Annotated in this window: 14 protein-coding genes; 9 read left to right on the forward strand and 5 right to left on the reverse strand. The window is 66.7% G+C overall.

Annotated elements, in window-relative coordinates:
- Window positions 1-114 precede the first annotated feature (114 nt).
- Window positions 115-1,245, forward strand: a complete 1,131-nt coding sequence (dnaJ, locus tag D0B54_RS11475) for a molecular chaperone DnaJ (RefSeq protein ID WP_117291461.1) — start codon at window positions 115-117, stop codon at window positions 1,243-1,245.
- Window positions 1,246-1,258: 13 nt separating this feature from the next.
- Window positions 1,259-1,819, forward strand: a complete 561-nt coding sequence (locus tag D0B54_RS11480) for an SRPBCC family protein (protein ID WP_117291462.1) — start codon at window positions 1,259-1,261, stop codon at window positions 1,817-1,819.
- 9 nt (window positions 1,820-1,828) lie between these two features.
- On the opposite strand, the gene D0B54_RS11485 is transcribed toward D0B54_RS11480, so the two are convergent.
- Window positions 1,829-2,338, reverse strand: a complete 510-nt coding sequence (locus tag D0B54_RS11485) for a DUF7931 domain-containing protein (RefSeq protein WP_117291463.1) — start codon at window positions 2,336-2,338, stop codon at window positions 1,829-1,831.
- Between the two features lie 7 nt (window positions 2,339-2,345).
- Window positions 2,346-3,713, reverse strand: coding sequence for an adenylosuccinate lyase (purB, locus tag D0B54_RS11490; protein ID WP_117291464.1), 1,368 nt, complete (start codon window positions 3,711-3,713; stop codon window positions 2,346-2,348).
- Between the two features lie 61 nt (window positions 3,714-3,774).
- Between purB and D0B54_RS11495 the strand changes: the two genes are divergently transcribed.
- From D0B54_RS11495 to rraA, 4 genes are read left to right on the forward strand one after another with little or no spacing between them, the layout of a single operon-like run.
- The gene (locus D0B54_RS11495; protein WP_117291465.1) at window positions 3,775-5,175 is read left to right on the forward strand and encodes a class II fumarate hydratase; all 1,401 of its coding nucleotides are present in this window, start codon (window positions 3,775-3,777) and stop codon (window positions 5,173-5,175) included.
- 31 nt (window positions 5,176-5,206) lie between these two features.
- Window positions 5,207-6,739 (forward strand): fumarate hydratase, encoded by a 1,533-nt coding sequence (locus tag D0B54_RS11500; RefSeq protein WP_117291466.1) that lies wholly within the window; start codon window positions 5,207-5,209, stop codon window positions 6,737-6,739.
- 25 nt (window positions 6,740-6,764) lie between these two features.
- A complete protein-coding gene (locus tag D0B54_RS11505; protein ID WP_117291467.1) occupies window positions 6,765-7,268 on the forward strand; it encodes a disulfide bond formation protein B in 504 nt (167 codons plus the stop codon).
- Window positions 7,265-7,747: a ribonuclease E activity regulator RraA gene (gene rraA, locus D0B54_RS11510; protein WP_117291468.1), complete on the forward strand. Its 483-nt coding sequence runs from the start codon at window positions 7,265-7,267 to the stop codon at window positions 7,745-7,747. The genes D0B54_RS11505 and rraA overlap by 4 nt, the downstream gene beginning before the upstream one ends.
- 94 nt (window positions 7,748-7,841) lie before the next feature.
- Here the strand turns inward: rraA and D0B54_RS11515 are convergent, their stop codons facing one another.
- Complete coding sequence (locus D0B54_RS11515; RefSeq protein ID WP_117291469.1) at window positions 7,842-10,265, reverse strand: hypothetical protein; 2,424 nt, start codon at window positions 10,263-10,265, stop codon at window positions 7,842-7,844.
- A 261-nt stretch (window positions 10,266-10,526) separates the two neighbouring features.
- On the opposite strand from D0B54_RS11515, the gene aceB reads away from it, so the two are divergent.
- From aceB to D0B54_RS11530, 3 genes are all read left to right on the forward strand, one after another.
- Window positions 10,527-12,113 (forward strand): malate synthase A, encoded by a 1,587-nt coding sequence (gene aceB / locus D0B54_RS11520; protein WP_117291470.1) that lies wholly within the window; start codon window positions 10,527-10,529, stop codon window positions 12,111-12,113.
- Between the two features lie 67 nt (window positions 12,114-12,180).
- Window positions 12,181-13,491, forward strand: coding sequence for an isocitrate lyase (gene aceA / locus D0B54_RS11525; RefSeq protein ID WP_117291471.1), 1,311 nt, complete (start codon window positions 12,181-12,183; stop codon window positions 13,489-13,491).
- Window positions 13,492-13,887: 396 nt separating this feature from the next.
- The gene (locus D0B54_RS11530; protein WP_162932355.1) at window positions 13,888-15,156 is read left to right on the forward strand and encodes a cation:proton antiporter domain-containing protein; all 1,269 of its coding nucleotides are present in this window, start codon (window positions 13,888-13,890) and stop codon (window positions 15,154-15,156) included.
- Here D0B54_RS11530 and D0B54_RS11535 read toward each other — a convergent pair.
- Window positions 15,124-15,813, reverse strand: coding sequence for a 4'-phosphopantetheinyl transferase family protein (locus D0B54_RS11535; protein ID WP_117291473.1), 690 nt, complete (start codon window positions 15,811-15,813; stop codon window positions 15,124-15,126). The genes D0B54_RS11530 and D0B54_RS11535 overlap by 33 nt on opposite strands.
- The gene (locus tag D0B54_RS11540; RefSeq protein WP_117291474.1) at window positions 15,810-16,253 is read right to left on the reverse strand and encodes an excinuclease ATPase subunit; all 444 of its coding nucleotides are present in this window, start codon (window positions 16,251-16,253) and stop codon (window positions 15,810-15,812) included. Before D0B54_RS11540 ends, D0B54_RS11535 begins: the two co-directional genes overlap by 4 nt.
- Window positions 16,254-16,257: the final 4 nt, after the last annotated feature.

Raw genomic sequence — 16,257 nt, forward strand, 5'->3', positions numbered from 1 at the left:
CATGCGGGCAAAGGGGTGAGGCTCACGGCAATGCTGCCGCGCCTCGCCCCTTCCGCGTTTCTGGGAGCGGGTTTTGCATTGCTGTTCTAGACAGCGAATTGGGGACGCAGGCGGATGAAGCGCGATTACTACGACGTACTCGGGGTCGAGAAGACGGCCAACGAGGATGAGCTGAAGAAGGCTTATCGCAAGCTGGCGATGAAGTACCACCCGGACCGCAATCCGGGCGACAAGGCGGCCGAGGAGAAATTCAAGGAAGCCAACGAGGCCTACGAGGTGCTCTGCGACGCGCAGAAGCGCGCGGTCTACGACAAGCACGGCCATGAGGGCCTGCAGCGCGGCGGGCCGGGCGGTTTCGGCGGCGGCGCCGGCGGGTTCTCGGACATCTTCGGCGACGTCTTCGCCGACATCTTCGGTGGCGGCGGCGGTGGCGGGCGCGGTGGTCCGCGCCGCGGCGCGGACCTGCGCTACATGATGGAGCTGACGCTGGAGCAGGCGGTGTTCGGCAGCACCGAGTCCATCCGCATTCCCACCTGGGGCGAGTGCGAGCCCTGCCATGGCAACGGCACCGCCGACGGCAAGAAGCCCTCGTCCTGCCCGACCTGCAAGGGCGCCGGTCAGGTGCGCGTGCAGCAGGGCTTCTTCGTGCTGCAGCAGACCTGCCCGCACTGCCGCGGCCGCGGTACCACCATCACCGATCCCTGCAAGAGCTGCCGCGGTGCCGGCAAGCTCAAGCGCGAGAAAACGCTGGAAGTGAAGATCCCCGCCGGTGTCGACACCGGCGACCGCATCCGCCTGACCGGCGAAGGCGAGCCGGGCGACAAGGGCGCCACGCCGGGCGACCTGTACGTGCAGATCAACGTGCACCCGCACGACTTCTTCGAGCGCGACGGCAACGACCTGCACTGCACCGTGCCGATCTCGATCGTCACCGCGGCCCTGGGCGGCAAGCTGGAAGTGCCGACGCTGGACAGCAAGGCAGAGATGGACATCCCCGACGGCACGCAGAGCGGCAAGCAGTTCCGCCTGCGCGGCAAGGGTGTGCGCTCCATCCGCAGCTCCGCCACCGGTGACCTGTACTGCACCGTCATGGTGGAAACCCCGGTCAAGCTCAGCCGGCAGCAGAAAGACCTGCTGCGCGATTTCGGCAAGACGCTGGAGGGCAAGGACGGCGGTCACCACCACCCGGAAACCTCGTCCTGGCTGAACCGCGCCAAGAGCTTCATCGACGAGCACCTGAAGTAGCCGGAGCGCAGCGATGCCCGTGAGCGTGTTGCGCAACTTCGTGCTGGGCACACTGATCCTGATCGCGGTGCTGATCGGCGTCGGTTTCTTCGTGCTGCCCGACACCGCGCGCATCGAGCGCTCGGTGCTGGTGCAGGCCAGCCCGGCGCAGATCTTCCCGCTGGTCAACGGCTTCACGCGCTTCAACCAGTGGCAGCCCTGGGCGAAGATGGACCCTGCGATGAAGACCGAACGCTCCGGCCCGGCCGAGGGCGTCGGTGCGCGCCAGGCCTGGCACAGCGAGCAGGAGAGCGTCGGCTCCGGCAGCCTCGAGATCATCGAGTCGCTGCCCAACGAGCGCGTGCGCATGCAGCTGCAGTACACCGGCTTCGACGGCGACAACCGCTCCAGCTTCACGCTGCAGCCGGAGGGCGAGGGCACGCGCGTGACCTGGCTCTACGAAACCAGCTTCCAGGGCAACATCCTCGGCCGCTGGTTCGGATTGATGCTCGACGGCATGGTCGGCAAGGACTATGAGGCGGGGCTGTTGAACCTCAAGCTGCTGGCGGAGCGCGAGGCCGCGGCTGCTCGATAGGGGTAACTCCTACAGCCGCAGGTCGCGCAGTTCCTGCGCCGGCACCGATTCTTCCCAGATCGCATTGAACGTGCGCAGCATCTGGCGCGCGTCCAGCGGCGCGTGCGGCAGGTACTTGGCGTCGATCTCTTCGGGCGAACTGCGCAGCAATAGCGCCTTCTCGTCCGCCAGCAGGTATTCGTCCTGCGACAGCGTACGCTCCGGCAGCGGTTCGCGGAATTCGATGCGGCTGCTCAAGGCGCGGCCCAGTTCCACCAGGCGGTGGGCGCCGCGCATGGTGGTGCCGGGCCGGCGCACCAGCACGCGCAGGCGTGCGCGGCGGTGGGCCAGCACGAAGCTGCGTACCGCGGCGACGAAGGCCTCGTCGCCGTAGATGCGCCGGTCCAGCGTGTCGCTGCAGATCACGATGTCCATGCGCGCGGCCCTGGCCACCAGCACGGCGTGCTCGGTGAACGCCACCACGCCGCTGACCGCGGCGGGTGCCGGTTCCGCGTCGGCTGGCGGCGTGGTGTCCACCATGAGCGCGTCAGACGCCCTTGGCCTGCTGCACGGCGTTGCCGGTGTAGCTGCCCGGGGTCATCGCCAGCAGGCGCTGCTTGTCTTCTTCCGGCAGGGCCAGGCCCTTGATGAACTCGCGCAGCTGTTCCTTGCCGACCTTCTGGCCGCGGGTCAGGCGCTTGAGCTGCTCGTAGGGCTCCGGCAGGCCGTGGCGGCGCATGACGGTCTGGATCGCCTCGCCCAGCACTTCCCAGTTGGCGTCGAGGTCCTGGCCCATCTTCCAGGCGTCGCCCTCCAGCTTGCCGATGCCCTTGGCGATGGCCTGGTAGGACACCAGGGAGTGGGCCACGCCGACGCCGAGGTTGCGCAGCACGGTGGAGTCCGTCAGGTCACGCTGCCAGCGCGAGATCGGCAGCTTCTCGGCCAGGTGCTGCATGATCGCGTTGGCCATGCCGAGGTTGCCCTCGGCGTTCTCGAAGTCGATCGGGTTGACCTTGTGCGGCATGGTCGAGCTGCCGACTTCGCCGGCGATGGTGCGCTGCTTGAAGTAGCCCAGGGAGATGTAGCCCCAGACGTCGCGGCAGAAGTCGATGAGGATGGTGTTGGTGCGGCTCAGCGCATGGAAATACTCGGCGATGTAGTCGTGCGGTTCGATCTGCGTGGTCGCCGGGCTCGACTCGATGCCCAGGCCCTTGATGAAAGCGGCCGAGAACACCGGCCAGTCCACGTCCGGGTAGGCGGCGTAATGGGCGCTCCAGTTGCCGACGGCACCGTTGGCCTTGCCCAGCAGCTGCACCGCGGCGAGCTGTTCGCGCTGGCGGACCAGGCGATGCACGAACACGGCCATTTCCTTGCCGACGGTGGACGGCGAGGCCGGCTGGCCGTGGGTGCGCGTCAGCATCGGCTGCTCGGAGTAGCTGCGCGACAGGGCGGCAATGGCCCCGATCAGCTTGTCGATCTGCGGCAGCAGCACCTGCTCGCGGGCCTCCTTCAGCATCAGCGCGTGGGACAGGTTGTTGACGTCCTCGGAGGTGCAGGCGAAGTGGATGAATTCCTTCACCATGGCCAGTTCGGCGTGGTTGCCGATCTTCTCCTTGAGGTAGTACTCCACCGCCTTGACGTCGTGGTTGGTGGTGTCCTCGATGGACTTGACCCGCTGGGCTTCCTGGATGTCGAAGCCGGAGGCGATTTTCTCCAGTTTTTCCTGCGCCGATGCGGACAGGGGCTTCACCTCGGGGATGCCCGCGTGCGCCGCCAGGGCCTGCAGCCAGCGGATCTCGGCCAGCACGCGGAAGCGCATCAGGCCGAATTCGCTGAAGATTTCCCGCAATTTGACGGTTTTTTCAGCGTAACGGCCATCGATGGGGGAGACGGCGGACAGGGAGGTGAGATTCATCGAAAGGGGCGATTTGGTAGGATTTACGCCCATTTTACCAAGACCCCCCCGAAGCCGCCGCATGTCCCGCATTCGCATCGAAAAAGACAGCCTTGGGGAACTCGAAGTCCCCCGGGACGCGCTGTGGGGGGCGCAAACCCAGCGGGCGGTGGTGAATTTCCCGGTTTCCGGCCTGCGCATGCCGCGCGAGTTCATCCGCGCCCTGGGCCTGATCAAGGCCAGCGCCGCCGAGGTCAACGCCGAACTGGGGCTCATCGACGCCGCGGCGGCCGCGGCCATCACGGCGGCGGCGCTGGAAGTGGCCGAGGGGCAGCATGACGCCCAGTTCCCGGTGGATGTGTTCCAGACCGGCTCCGGCACCTCCAGCAACATGAATGCCAACGAGGTGATCGCCCACCTCGCCAGCAAGCGCGCGGGCCGCGCCGTGCACCCCAACGACGAGGTCAACTACGGCCAGTCGTCCAACGACGCGATCCCCACGGCGATCCACGTGGCCGCCGTGCTGGCCTGCGAGGAAAACCTGCTGCCGGCGCTCAAGCACCTGCAGAAGACGCTGGAGAAGAAGGCCGCCGGCCTTGCCGGCCAGGTCAAGACCGGCCGCACCCACCTGATGGACGCCATGCCGGTGCGTTTCGACCAGGAAATGGGCGGCTGGGCGCAGCAGCTCCGCTATGGCCGCGACCGCGTCTCCATGGCGCTGGACCGGGTGCGGCTGCTGGCCCAGGGCGGCACGGCGGTGGGTACCGGCATCAATGCCCACCCGAAATTCGCGCTGCGCTTTGCGCGCAGCCTGTCGAAGCGCACGGGCGCGCGGTTCAAGCCCAGCCCGGACTTCTTCGAGAGCCTGTCGTCGCAGGACGCGGCGGTGGAACTGTCCGGCCAACTCAAGACCGTGGCGGTGAGCCTGATGAAGATCGCCAACGATCTGCGCTGGATGAACTCGGGACCCCTGGCCGGCCTGGGCGAGATCGAGCTGCCGACCCTGCAGCCCGGCTCCAGCATCATGCCCGGCAAGGTCAACCCGGTGATCCCGGAGGCCACGGCGATGGTCGCGGCCCAGGTCATCGGCAACGACGCCACCATCACCATCGCCGGGCAGAGCGGCAACTTCCAGCTCAACGTCATGCTGCCGCTGATCGCGCATAACCTGCTGGAGTCGATCCGCCTGCTGGCCAACGTGTCGCGCCTGCTGGCGGACAAGAGCATCGCCGGCTTCAAGGTGCGCGAGGCGCGCATCGAGGAGGCGCTGTCGCGCAACCCGATCCTGATCACCGCCGCCAATGCCGTGATCGGCTACGAGAAGGGTGCGGCGATCGCCAAGCAGGCGTACAAGGAAGGCCGGTCGGTCCTCGACGTGGCCCGCGAGCAGAGCGGGCTGGACGAGGAAACCCTGCGCAAATTGCTGGACCCCGCCGCCCTTACCGAGGGTGGCATTCACGCCGGACCGTCCGGCAGTTCCTGACCCATCCATAGAGACAGGTTTTCCAGAGCCCATGGCCACGATCAAGCAAGACGATTTCATCCAGTCCATCGCCGATGCCTTCCAGTACATCAGCTACTACCATCCGCTGGACTATATCCAGGCGCTGGGCGCGGCCTATGAGCGGGAAGAGTCGCCGGCGGCCAGGGATGCGATCGCGCAGATCCTGACCAACTCGCGCATGTGCGCCGAGGGCCATCGCCCGATCTGCCAGGACACGGGCATCGCCGTGGTGTTCCTCAAGGTGGGCATGAACCTGAAGTGGGACGCGACGCTGTCGGTGCAGGACATGGTCAACGAGGGCGTGCGCCGCGCCTACAACCACCCGGACAACAAGCTGCGCGCCTCGGTGCTGCTGGACCCGGCGGGCAAGCGCATGAACTCCAAGGACAACACGCCGGCCGTGGTGCACTACGAGATCGTGGCGGGCGATCACCTCGAGGTGATCTGTGCCGCCAAGGGTGGCGGCTCGGAGAACAAGTCGAAGATGGTGATGCTCAACCCGTCCGATTCCATCGTGGACTGGGTGATCAAGACGCTGCCGACGATGGGCGCCGGCTGGTGCCCGCCGGGCATCCTCGGTATCGGCATCGGCGGCACGCCGGAGAAGGCGATGCTGCTGGCCAAGGAATCGCTGATGGCGCCGGTGGACATCCACGAGTTGCGCGAGCGCGCCGCTGCCGGCATCGAACTGAGCCGCATCGAGGAACTGCGCCTGGAGCTGATGGACAAGGTCAATGCGCTGGGCATCGGCGCCCAGGGCCTGGGTGGCCTGACGACGGTGCTGGACGTGAAGATCATGGACTATCCGACGCACGCCGCCTCGCTGCCGGTGGCGATGATCCCCAACTGCGCCGCCACCCGACACGTGCACTTCCACCTCGACGGCACAGGCCCGGCCGAGCTGGAAACGCCGAAGCTGGAAGACTGGCCGCAGGTCACCTGGAAGGCCGACGAGAAGACGGCCAAGCGCGTCAACCTCGACACGCTCACCGACGCCGAGATTGCCAGCTGGGAACCGGGCGACATCCTGCTGCTGAACGGAAAAATGTTGACGGGCCGCGACGCCGCGCACAAGCGCATCGCCGACATGCTGAAGAAGGGCGAGAAGCTGCCGGTGGACTTCACCGGCCGCGCGATCTACTACGTCGGCCCGGTCGATGCGGTGCGCGACGAGGCGGTGGGCCCGGCCGGCCCGACCACGGCCACGCGCATGGACATGTTCACCGAGATGATGCTGGCCCAGACCGGCCTGCGCGTGATGATCGGCAAGTCCGAGCGCGGCCCGGTGGCGATCGAGTCGATCAAGAAGCACAAGGCGGCTTACCTGATGGCGGTGGGCGGTGCGGCTTACCTGGTGTCCAAGGCGATCAAGAGCGCCAAGGTGCTGGGCTTCGGCGACCTCGGCATGGAAGCGATCTACGAGTTCGACGTCAAGGACATGCCGGTGACCGTGGCGGTCGACAGCAAGGGCACTTCCGTGCACAACACCGGTCCGAAGATCTGGCAGGCCAAGATCGGCAAGATTCCGGTCGCGGTCGCCTGATCCTCCACCAGCCCGTATTGAGACCATGACCCTTAGCTATCGTCAGCTGAACCTGCTCGGCTTCCTGGGCATCCAGTTCGCCCTGTGCTTCGCGCTGTACCTGCAGTACAAGGGCTACGAGCCCTGTCCGTTCTGCATGTTCCAGCGCGTGGCGATGATCGCCGTGGGCTTTGCCTTCCTGGCCGCCTTCATCCACGGGCCGAAGGCCTGGGGGCAGTGGGTCTACGTCTTCCTGGTCAGCATGTTCTCGCTGGTCGGTGCCGGCATCGCCGCGCGCCACGTCTGGCTGCAGAGCCTGCCGCCCGACCAGGTGCCGGCCTGCGGCCCGACGCTGGACTACCTGATGGAGATGTTGCCGCTGGGCGAGGTCGTGCAGACCGTGCTGCGCGGCGACGGCAACTGCGCCAAGATCGATGCGCAGTGGCTGGGCATCAGCTTGCCGGGCTGGGTGCTCATCTCCTTCTTTGGCCTGGTGGTCTACGCCATCCTGACTGCCCTCCTTCCCAAGTTCCTGAGGAAACCCGCATGAGTACCGCCACCACCGACCTGTCCGACGCCCATCCGGAGGCGCAGGTTGCCGAGCCGATCTTCGCCGACTTCGGCGGCGTGCTGGCCTTCCATGGCCCGATCACCACGCTAAAGGTGTTCGAGGACAACGCCTCGGTGCGTGCCGCCCTGGAAGAGAAGGGCGAGGGCCGCGTGCTGGTGGTCGACGGCGGCGGCTCGCTGCGCTGCGCGCTGGTGGGAGGCAATCTTGGCGTGCTCGGCGAGAAGAACGGCTGGGCCGGCATCGTGGTCAACGGCTGCATCCGTGATACTGCCGAGATCGAGAACCAGCAGATCGGCGTCAAGGCCATCGCCACGCATCCGCGCAAGTCGGAGAAGGGCCTGCACACCGCGCACCGCGACAAGGTGGTGGTGTTTGCCGGCGTGACCTTCAAGCCGGGCGCATGGCTCTATGCGGATGGCGACGGCATCCTGGTCAGCGATACGGCGATCCACAAGTAAGCACAGCTGTTGCAAACGAAGAAGCCGCCTTCAGGGCGGCTTCTTCGTTTGTCTGAATGCAGGAGCAGGCTCGCTCCCGCAATGGATGCCTCGGCTACAACCCCAGCGACATCGGATCGAGCTTGCGGATCGGCTGGATGCCACTGGCGCGCTCGGCGCGTTCGCAGAGGCCCACCAACTCGCCCAGCGCGGCCTGGTAGAGGTCCTGGAACGCCTCCGCCATGCCCTCCGCGTCCTGCATGTAGCGCGCCGCATCGGTGCCGCGCTCGGTCCCGGCCAGCGGGCAGCGCAGCAACAGGTAGCCGCTGACGCTGCCACCTTCCAGCACCGTCTGGGCGGCAGTGTGGCCGGCGTTGAGCAGGCGGTGGGCATGGCCGCGGAACAGGCGCAGCGACTCGTTGAGGTCCTTCTGCGCGTCCTGGTGCTGGCCATCGGCAGCGAGGGTCTGCAGGGCGAGCGAGGCACGGTGCAGTTCCGACAGCATCGATGCGTCCGCCTCCATTTCATGCAGGCGCTGCAGCAGCGTGCGCAGGAACTCGGCCTGCAGGCGCTCCTGGTCCATCATGGCGCGGATCGCGCATTCGATGCGGAAGGCATGCAGCTTCAGGTCTTCGGTCAGGCGATGGTGCGCGTCGGTATCGCGACGGCGCACTTCGTCGAGCAGGCGCCAGATGTCGGGCTGCGCAAGGTGGTCGCAGCCGCTGAGGCCGAACTTCGAGGGTTTCATGCCCAGCCCCGCTGCCAGCAACAGCGGCGCGCGGCGCCGGTCCCATTCGGCGGCCGACACCCAGTCCTGGATCAGTTCCGGCGAGCGCCGCCGCAGGGTATCGATGGTGCCCTGCCATCCCAGGCCGACGATGTCGGAGTCGGCCGGCGGCATCGGCTGCAGCAACGGCCAGGGCCGGAACTGGCCGTTGAAATAGCGCTCCAGGGTCTCGCGCTGCATCTCGCGGGTGGCGCGCATGGCCGGCGTCAGGCCGGAATGAGTGGAGGAGGTGCTGGCGGCCGGACGGACGATGCCCTCGCGCTCGTACCACTCGCGGCTCAGTCTCAGGCAATACAGCTCGTACTGGTCCAGCAAGAGTCGTGCGGGCAGGGACGAGGCGTAGCGCGGCGCCGCCTGCAGCTGCATCACCCGCGAGATGCGTTCGCCCCAGGCCGGCCGCTTCGGGGATTCCTCTTCGAGGCTTTCCAGCTCGCCATCGATGGCGGCCAGGCTGGCCGCGTCGGTGGCGCGGAACTGGTCGGCGATGGCGTCGAACAGGTCCTCCGGCAGCTGCTGGCCGGGCGTGGCCACGGGCTGGCTGGCCAGTGCACGCACCTCGTCGGTGGCCTGGTCGACCGCGCGCTGGTTGCGCAGCATCGGCTGGAACAGGCGGCTGCCGACCACGGTGGCTGCGCGGCGGTCGGCTTCAAAGGCGGCGATGTGCAGGGCCTTGCGGCCCAGGAGCAGGCTCAGGTGGTACAGCCCCGCCATCAGCAGGCGGCCGACGCCGAGGCCGGCCGCGATCATGCGGCCCATCGTCTGGCCGGCGCCGGATCGGGCCTGCTTCTGGCTGCGTTCCAGGGCTTCGTCCCAGAGATCGCCGTCATAGGCGCGTTGCTCCAGCCAGCGCTGGATTTTGAGGATGCGCAGCAGGTCGCTACCGCCGGCCTGCAGGGCCAGCTGCTGCGCCATCAGGCCGGTCATTTCGCGGGCGCTGAGACTGGCCAGCAGCGGCAGTCCCACGCGCAGCCGGACGCTGCCGCCGGACAGGGGCTTGATGCTCAGGCTTGCACCGCCGTCGAGCACGACCTCGGCCGGCGCCGGAACACCCAGGGCGGTGCTGAGGGCCGCCAGGGCACGGAAGAGCTCCGGCTCCTGCGCCGGGTCCAGGCGCAGGCGTCCCACCACCGGGCGCCGCGGCGCCAATAGCGGCCACAGCAGCAGGCCGATCAGCAGCAGGCCACCCAGGCCCGGGACCAGGATCGCGTAGACGAAACCCAGCAGGCTGCCGTCAGCCAGCGCCAGGACGCTGCGGACCAGCGCCAGGATCCAGCCGGCCACCACCAGGGCGGTGAAGCCGATGTAGGCCCCGCGGACAGCCGCGCAGAGCAGGCTGCCGTTGCGGATCTGTCGCTGGCGTGCCGCGTCCAGCCGGCTGGCAGGCGGTACCTGCCGCGCCAGGGCTTCCAGCGCCGACAGCGGCGTTTCCGCGGCGTTGGCCGCGGGCGGGCCGGGGTCGCGACTGGCGCCGGAGAGCAGGGGTTCCGGCTGCGCGCTGGCCTCGGCGCCGGTCATCGGCTCTACCAGCGCCTCCATGCCGCAGGCGCGGAAGGCGCTGGCCACCTTGGCGGCGAACTTCAGTTCCAGGGACTGGCGTACGATCAGCGGCCCTACCAGCAGCTGCACGGCTTGTTCGGCGCTGAGGCCGAACTGCTCGCGCAGACGCTGCAGCAGTTCCGCATCGGTGACGGGGCTCAGGCGACGGCCGGTGAGGGTGACTTGAAAGCTGCCTGCGGGTACCGCCTGGTTCATGAACCCTCCATGGTTCGACTGAACGCTTCCTCAACGGAATCAATGAGTGAGCCTATGCTGCAAGTGTAGATTCGCAGGTGACACAAAGCGACCGGAATCGACATTTTTTGCTGGTTTTTTTGCATGGCGGCAAATGCGCGCCGAATGGCAATACATGACAATTGACGCCATCTGGCGGCATGTTTCTGCTGCATTGCAATAAATAGGGGTGTTCTGTATTCTTCCGCGGCTTTTTTCAACCCTAACAAAGACGAGGCCCGAATGAGCGCAGTGAAAGGTGTGGAAATCCTCGGCCAGATGACTCCGGCCGCCAAGAAAATCCTCACGCCGGAAGCGCTCAAGTTCGTCGCCAAACTGGTCCGCAAGCATGCGGCCCGCCGCGAAGTGCTGATGGCCTACCGCGACGTGCGCCAGGCCGCTGTCGACGCCGGCAAGATGAAGCTCGGCTTCCTCAAGGAAACCAAGAAGATCCGCGACGGCAAGTGGAAGATCGCCGGCATCCCGGCCGATCTGCAGGATCGTCGCGTCGAGATCACCGGTCCGGTGGACCGCAAGATGATCATCAATGCGCTGAACTCCGGCGCCAAATGCTTCATGGCGGACTTCGAGGATTCGGCCAGCCCGACCTGGGAACTGATGATCGACGGCCAGGTCAACCTGTTCGACGCCGTGCGCCGCAAGATTTCCTTCACCTCGCCCGAGGGCAAGGAGTACAAGCTCAACAAGGAAATCGCCACGCTGATCGTGCGTCCGCGCGGCTGGCACCTGCTGGAAAAGCACATCCTGGTCGACGGCGAGCCGGCCCCCGGCGGCATCGTCGACTTCGCGCTGTACTTCTTCCACAACGCCAAGGAACTGCTGAAGCGCGGCACCGGCCCGTACTTCTACCTGCCGAAGATGCAGTCGCACCTGGAAGCGCGCCTCTGGAACAGCATCTTCAAGGATGCCCAGACCGAGCTGAAGATTCCGCAGAAGACCATCAAGGCCACCGTGCTGATCGAGACCATCTGGGCCTCGTTCGAGATGGAAGAAATCCTGTATGAACTGCGCGACCATATCGTCGCCCTGAACTGCGGCCGCTGGGACTACATCTTCAGCTTCATCAAGACCTACCGTGCCCACGGCGACCGCATGATCCCGGACCGCCTCAGCGTCGGCATGGACCGCCACTTCCTGGACAGCTACTCCAAGCTGCTGTGCCAGACCACGCACAAGCGCAATGCGCAGGCGATGGGCGGCATGGCTGCCTTCATCCCGACCAAGGACGCGGCCAAGAACGAAGAGATCTTCGCCAAGGTCCGCACCGACAAGCTGCGCGAGGTCAACAACGGCCACGACGGCACCTGGGTGGCGCACCCGGGCCTGGTGCCGGTGGCGATGGAAGTGTTCAACGAGCACATGCCGCAGCCGAACCAGATCGACAAGAAGTTCGCCGAGCGCAAGATCAAGGCCGACGACCTGCTGCGCGTGCCGGAAGGCCAGATCACCGAAGCCGGCCTGCGCAACAACGTCAATGTCGGCATCCAGTACCTCGAAGCCTGGATCAAGGGCAACGGCTGCGTGCCGCTGCACAACCTGATGGAAGACGCCGCCACCGCCGAGATTTCGCGCGTGCAGGTCTGGCAGTGGCTCAAGTACAACGCCAAGCTGGCCGACGGCCGTACCGTCACCCGCGAGCTGGTGCTGGGCATGATCGACGAGGAGCTGGCCGGTCTGCGCAAGTCCTTCGGCGACGAGCGCTACTACAAGGGCCGCTACGCCGAGGCCGCCGGCATGTTCGCCCGCATGAGCACCAACAGCCAGTGCGGCGACTTCCTGACGCTGCCGGCCTACGAGTACCTGAACTGAGGCGGCCGCAGGGCCATCTCCGACACTTTTTTCTTCACCATTGGTTTTCACCGAGAGGACAGTTGCAATGACGACGCGTGACGAGCAGATCAAGGCCCTTGAGCATGACTGGGCGACCAACCCCCGCTGGAAGCTGGTCAAGCGTGGCTACTCGGCCGCCGACGTGGTCCGCCTGCGCGGCAGCGTTGCCATCGACCACACCCTGGCCAAGCGCGGCGCCGAGAAGCTGTGGCGGCTCATCAACGGTGAAGCCAAGAAGGGCTACGTCAACGCCTTCGGCGCGATCACCGCTGGCCAGGCGATGCAGCAGGCCAAGGCTGGCCTGGAAGCCGTGTACCTGTCCGGCTGGCAGGTTGCCGCCGACGGCAACACCAGCGAAACCATGTACCCGGACCAGTCGCTGTACGCGTACGACTCCGTGCCGACCATGGTTCGCCGCATCAACAACACCTTCACCCGTGCCGACGAAATCCAGTGGAGCCGTGGCATCGGCCCCGGCGACAAGGGCTACATCGACTACTTCCTGCCGGTGGTGGCTGACGCCGAAGCCGGCTTCGGCGGCGTGCTGAACGCCTTCGAGCTGATGAAGAACATGATCGTCTCCGGCGCCGCCGGCGTGCACTTCGAAGACCAGCTGGCCGCTGCCAAGAAGTGCGGCCACATGGGTGGCAAGGTGCTCGTCCCGACGCAGGAAGCCATCGAGAAGCTGATCGCTGCCCGCTTCGCCGCCGACGTGCTGGGCGTGCCGACCATCGTGCTGGCCCGTACGGACGCCGAAGCCGCCAACCTGATCACCTCGGACTACCATCCGAACGACAAGCCGTTCCTCACCGGCGAGCGCACGCAGGAAGGCTTCTTCCGCGTCAAGAACGGTCTCGAGCAGGCCATCAGCCGCGGCGTCGCCTACGCGCCGTACGCCGACCTGGTCTGGTGCGAGACGGGCGTGCCGGACATCGGCTTCGCCCGCGAGTTCGCGCAGGCCGTGCACAAGGAGTGCCCGGGCAAGCTGCTGAGCTACAACTGCTCGCCGTCGTTCAACTGGAAGAAGAACCTGAACGACACGCAGATCGCCAAGTTCCAGCAGGACCTGTCGGACCTGGGCTACAAGTACCAGTTCATCACGCTGGCCGGCATCCACATCAACTGGTACAACACGTTCCAGTTCGCCCAGGCCTACGCCAAGGGCGAGGGCATGAAGCACTACGTGAACATGGTGCAGGAGCCGGAGTTCGCCGCTCGCGAGCAGGGCTACACCTTCGTGTCGCACCAGCAGGAAGTCGGCACCGGCTACTTCGACGACGTCACCACCGTGATCCAGGGCGGCTCGTCCAGCGTCAAGGCTCTCACCGGTTCGACCGAAGAAGAGCAGTTCCACTAAAGGCCCGAGCCGAGTGGATTTGATGGCCCGGTCGCGGACTGACTCAATGTCAGTCCGCGATAAGCCATCATACCCGCGCCCAAAGGCGTGGGGATCCTAGCGTAGCGAGTCTGCGGATGTAACTCAGAGAGGGCCGCTTGTACAGCGGCCCTTTCTTTTTGTCCGTCCATAAGCACCCGTTCTCTTTTTCGATCCGTTTTTCGGTCCGCCTCGCGGCAGGGAATCCACAAGCCCCCGTGCGGCGCTATCCTTGGCGACTCCGCCGCCTTTTTCCGCCATCCGATGCGCAAACCCTGGCTCTTCTACTGCAGCTTGCTTTTCAGCAGCGTCCTGGGGGTTGTGCTGGCCATCAGCTGGGGCTCCGAGTGGCTTCACGTCCCGGCCACGGCTACCGCCGTGAAGCCCGATTCCGGCGCGCTGGCCCACTGGCTCCAGCACCTGCAGGAGCCGCTGCCGCGCCTGCTGCTGCAGATCGTCGCGGTGGTGATCGCCGCCAAGCTGATGGGCCGCGTCGCGCAGCGTTTCGGACAACCGCCGGTGATCGGCGAAATGCTGGCCGGCATCTTCCTCGGCCCCTCGCTGTTCGGCCTGCTGCTGCCCGAGACCCAGGCCTGGCTGTTCCCACCGGCTTCGCTGGGCTCGCTGAAGCTGCTGAGCCTGATCGGCGTGATCGTCTTCCTGTTCGGCGTCGGTGCAGAACTGGATCTCGCGCGGCTGCGGCAACAGCGCGCACAGGCCCTGCTGGTCAGCCATGCCAGCATCCTGCTGCCCTTCCTGCTCGGCGTGCTGTCGGCGCTGGCGTTGTACCGGCCTTACGCACCGACCGGCGTGGGCTTTGCGTCCTTCGCGTTGTTCATGGGCATTGCCATGAGCATCACCGCCTTCCCGGTGCTGGCGCGCATCCTGCGCGAGCGCGGACTGATGGGAACACCGCTGGGCGAGACGGCCATCGCCTGCGCGGCGATCGACGACGTCACCGCCTGGTGCCTGCTGGCCCTGGTGATCGCGCTCGGACAGGCCCAGGGCGCCGGGACGGCCCTGCCGACGCTGGTGGCCACCGTGCTGTTCATCGCCGCCCTGGTTGGCTTGCTGCGCCCGCGCCTGGCGCGTCTGCGCGACGGCGAGGCCTCTGGTCGCATCGTGGCATTGCTGCTGTTCGCCCTGGGTTGCGCGTGGGTCACCGAGGTCATCGGCGTGCATGCCTTGTTCGGCGCCTTCCTGGCCGGCGTGGCAGTGTCGGGGCAACGCCAGCTGCGTGAACTGGTGACCGAGCGCATCGAGCCCTTCGCCGGTGCGATCCTGCTGCCGCTGTTCTTCGCCTTCACCGGTCTGCGCACGCAGATCGGCTTGCTGGAGGGGGCGGACTGGCTGATGTGCACGGGGGTGATCGCGGTGGCGACACTGGGCAAGCTCGGCGGCGCGACACTGGCCTCGCGCGCCAGCGGTCAGGGCTGGCGCGACGCGCTGGCACTGGGCGCGCTGATGAACACGCGCGGCCTGATGGAGCTGGTGGTGCTGAACATCGGCTACGACCTGGGTTTCCTCAGCGACCGCATCTTCGCGATCATGGTGCTGATGGCGCTGGCCACCACGATGATGACGGGGCCGCTGCTGACGCTGCTCAAGCGCGGCTCAGCTGCCGCGCGACTCCAGGCTCCAGCCTGAGGTTTCGAAGCGCAGGCCCTCGGCCTGCAGGTTCAGCGGCCCGGAGATGGCGTCGGCCGTGACCGCGGCGCAGAGGCCGGCAGCGGAAGACTCCAGCGTGAGCGCGGACGCCGCCCCTTTCGCAGGCTGGGCATGCAGGCCACGCATCAGCGAGAAATCCAGTCCCAGCCCACGCTGCTTGAGCCAGGCTTCCTTGAGCGTCCACATGCGGTAGAACACTGCCAGCTGCCGGTCCGGCGGCAGGGCCGAGAGCTCGGCGCACTCCGCTTCATTGCAGGCCGTGGCGGCGATCAGCATGACTTTGCGCGGGCGGGTGAGTGTTTCCAGGTCCAGCCCGACCGGATGCTCCGATACCGCGCAGCCGACCCATCCGCCGCTATGCGACAGGCCCAGCTTCAGATGCCTGTAGTCACCGGAGGCTACGGCGGGCGGCGCATTGGGTTCGGAACTCAGTTCCCAGTCCAGAGGCTGGCCGCCGTAGTGTTCCGCCAGCAGTTCCCGCGCCAACCAGCGCGAGGCGACGAACTGCTGACGCCTCGCGGCGGCGGTGAATGAGTCGTGGCGCCGCCGCTCGCTGCTGCTGAGAAAGCCCAGGCCTGCCGACTGCGCCGCGGCATCCAGCGCGGCGTAGCGGGCGAGCCGGAGCGTGATGCTCACTTCAGCTTGGCGTAGGTCGCGCGCAGCGAGACGCCGGCCATGATCGCGCCGGCGTGGCACTCGTATTCGGTGGCGCTCTCGAACGGCACGTTCCTGTAGTTGCTCTTGATGTCCACGACGGCGTCGGCGCCGAGGGTCCGGGCCTTTGCCTGCAGCTTCATCAGCGCCGTCAGCATAGCCCAGCGACAGGCCTCCTCATCGGACTTGTTGGCGGCGTTGGTCTTGGCGTTGCTGCTGTCGCCTCCCAGCGTCTTGGCAATCGCCGGCTGGGGCTGGGTGGAGAAGTGCAGCTTGACGTCGTCGCCCAGCTTGCCCTGCGCATCCGCGGAATCCAGGACATCCTGGATCGGCAGCAGATGCTTGTCGTCGCGGGCCAGGGCCGGCTGCATGGCGCTCGCGGCAAGGAGTGCCGCAGCGGTGGCGAGGGAAAGCTTGTTCATCCTG

The organism is Solimonas sp. K1W22B-7, assembly GCF_003428335.1.
GTDB lineage: Bacteria > Pseudomonadota > Gammaproteobacteria > Nevskiales > Nevskiaceae > Solimonas_A.

Coding starts and splice junctions, on each gene's coding strand:
- dnaJ (WP_117291461.1), top strand. CDS start 115: ATGAAGCGCGATTACTACGACGTACTCGGGGTCGAGAAGACGGCCAAC.
- D0B54_RS11480 (WP_117291462.1), top strand. CDS start 1,259: ATGCCCGTGAGCGTGTTGCGCAACTTCGTGCTGGGCACACTGATCCTG.
- D0B54_RS11485 (WP_117291463.1), bottom strand. CDS start 2,338: ATGGTGGACACCACGCCGCCAGCCGACGCGGAACCGGCACCCGCCGCG.
- purB (WP_117291464.1), bottom strand. CDS start 3,713: ATGAATCTCACCTCCCTGTCCGCCGTCTCCCCCATCGATGGCCGTTAC.
- D0B54_RS11495 (WP_117291465.1), top strand. CDS start 3,775: ATGTCCCGCATTCGCATCGAAAAAGACAGCCTTGGGGAACTCGAAGTC.
- D0B54_RS11500 (WP_117291466.1), top strand. CDS start 5,207: ATGGCCACGATCAAGCAAGACGATTTCATCCAGTCCATCGCCGATGCC.
- D0B54_RS11505 (WP_117291467.1), top strand. CDS start 6,765: ATGACCCTTAGCTATCGTCAGCTGAACCTGCTCGGCTTCCTGGGCATC.
- rraA (WP_117291468.1), top strand. CDS start 7,265: ATGAGTACCGCCACCACCGACCTGTCCGACGCCCATCCGGAGGCGCAG.
- D0B54_RS11515 (WP_117291469.1), bottom strand. CDS start 10,265: ATGAACCAGGCGGTACCCGCAGGCAGCTTTCAAGTCACCCTCACCGGC.
- aceB (WP_117291470.1), top strand. CDS start 10,527: ATGAGCGCAGTGAAAGGTGTGGAAATCCTCGGCCAGATGACTCCGGCC.
- aceA (WP_117291471.1), top strand. CDS start 12,181: ATGACGACGCGTGACGAGCAGATCAAGGCCCTTGAGCATGACTGGGCG.
- D0B54_RS11540 (WP_117291474.1), bottom strand. CDS start 16,253: ATGAACAAGCTTTCCCTCGCCACCGCTGCGGCACTCCTTGCCGCGAGC.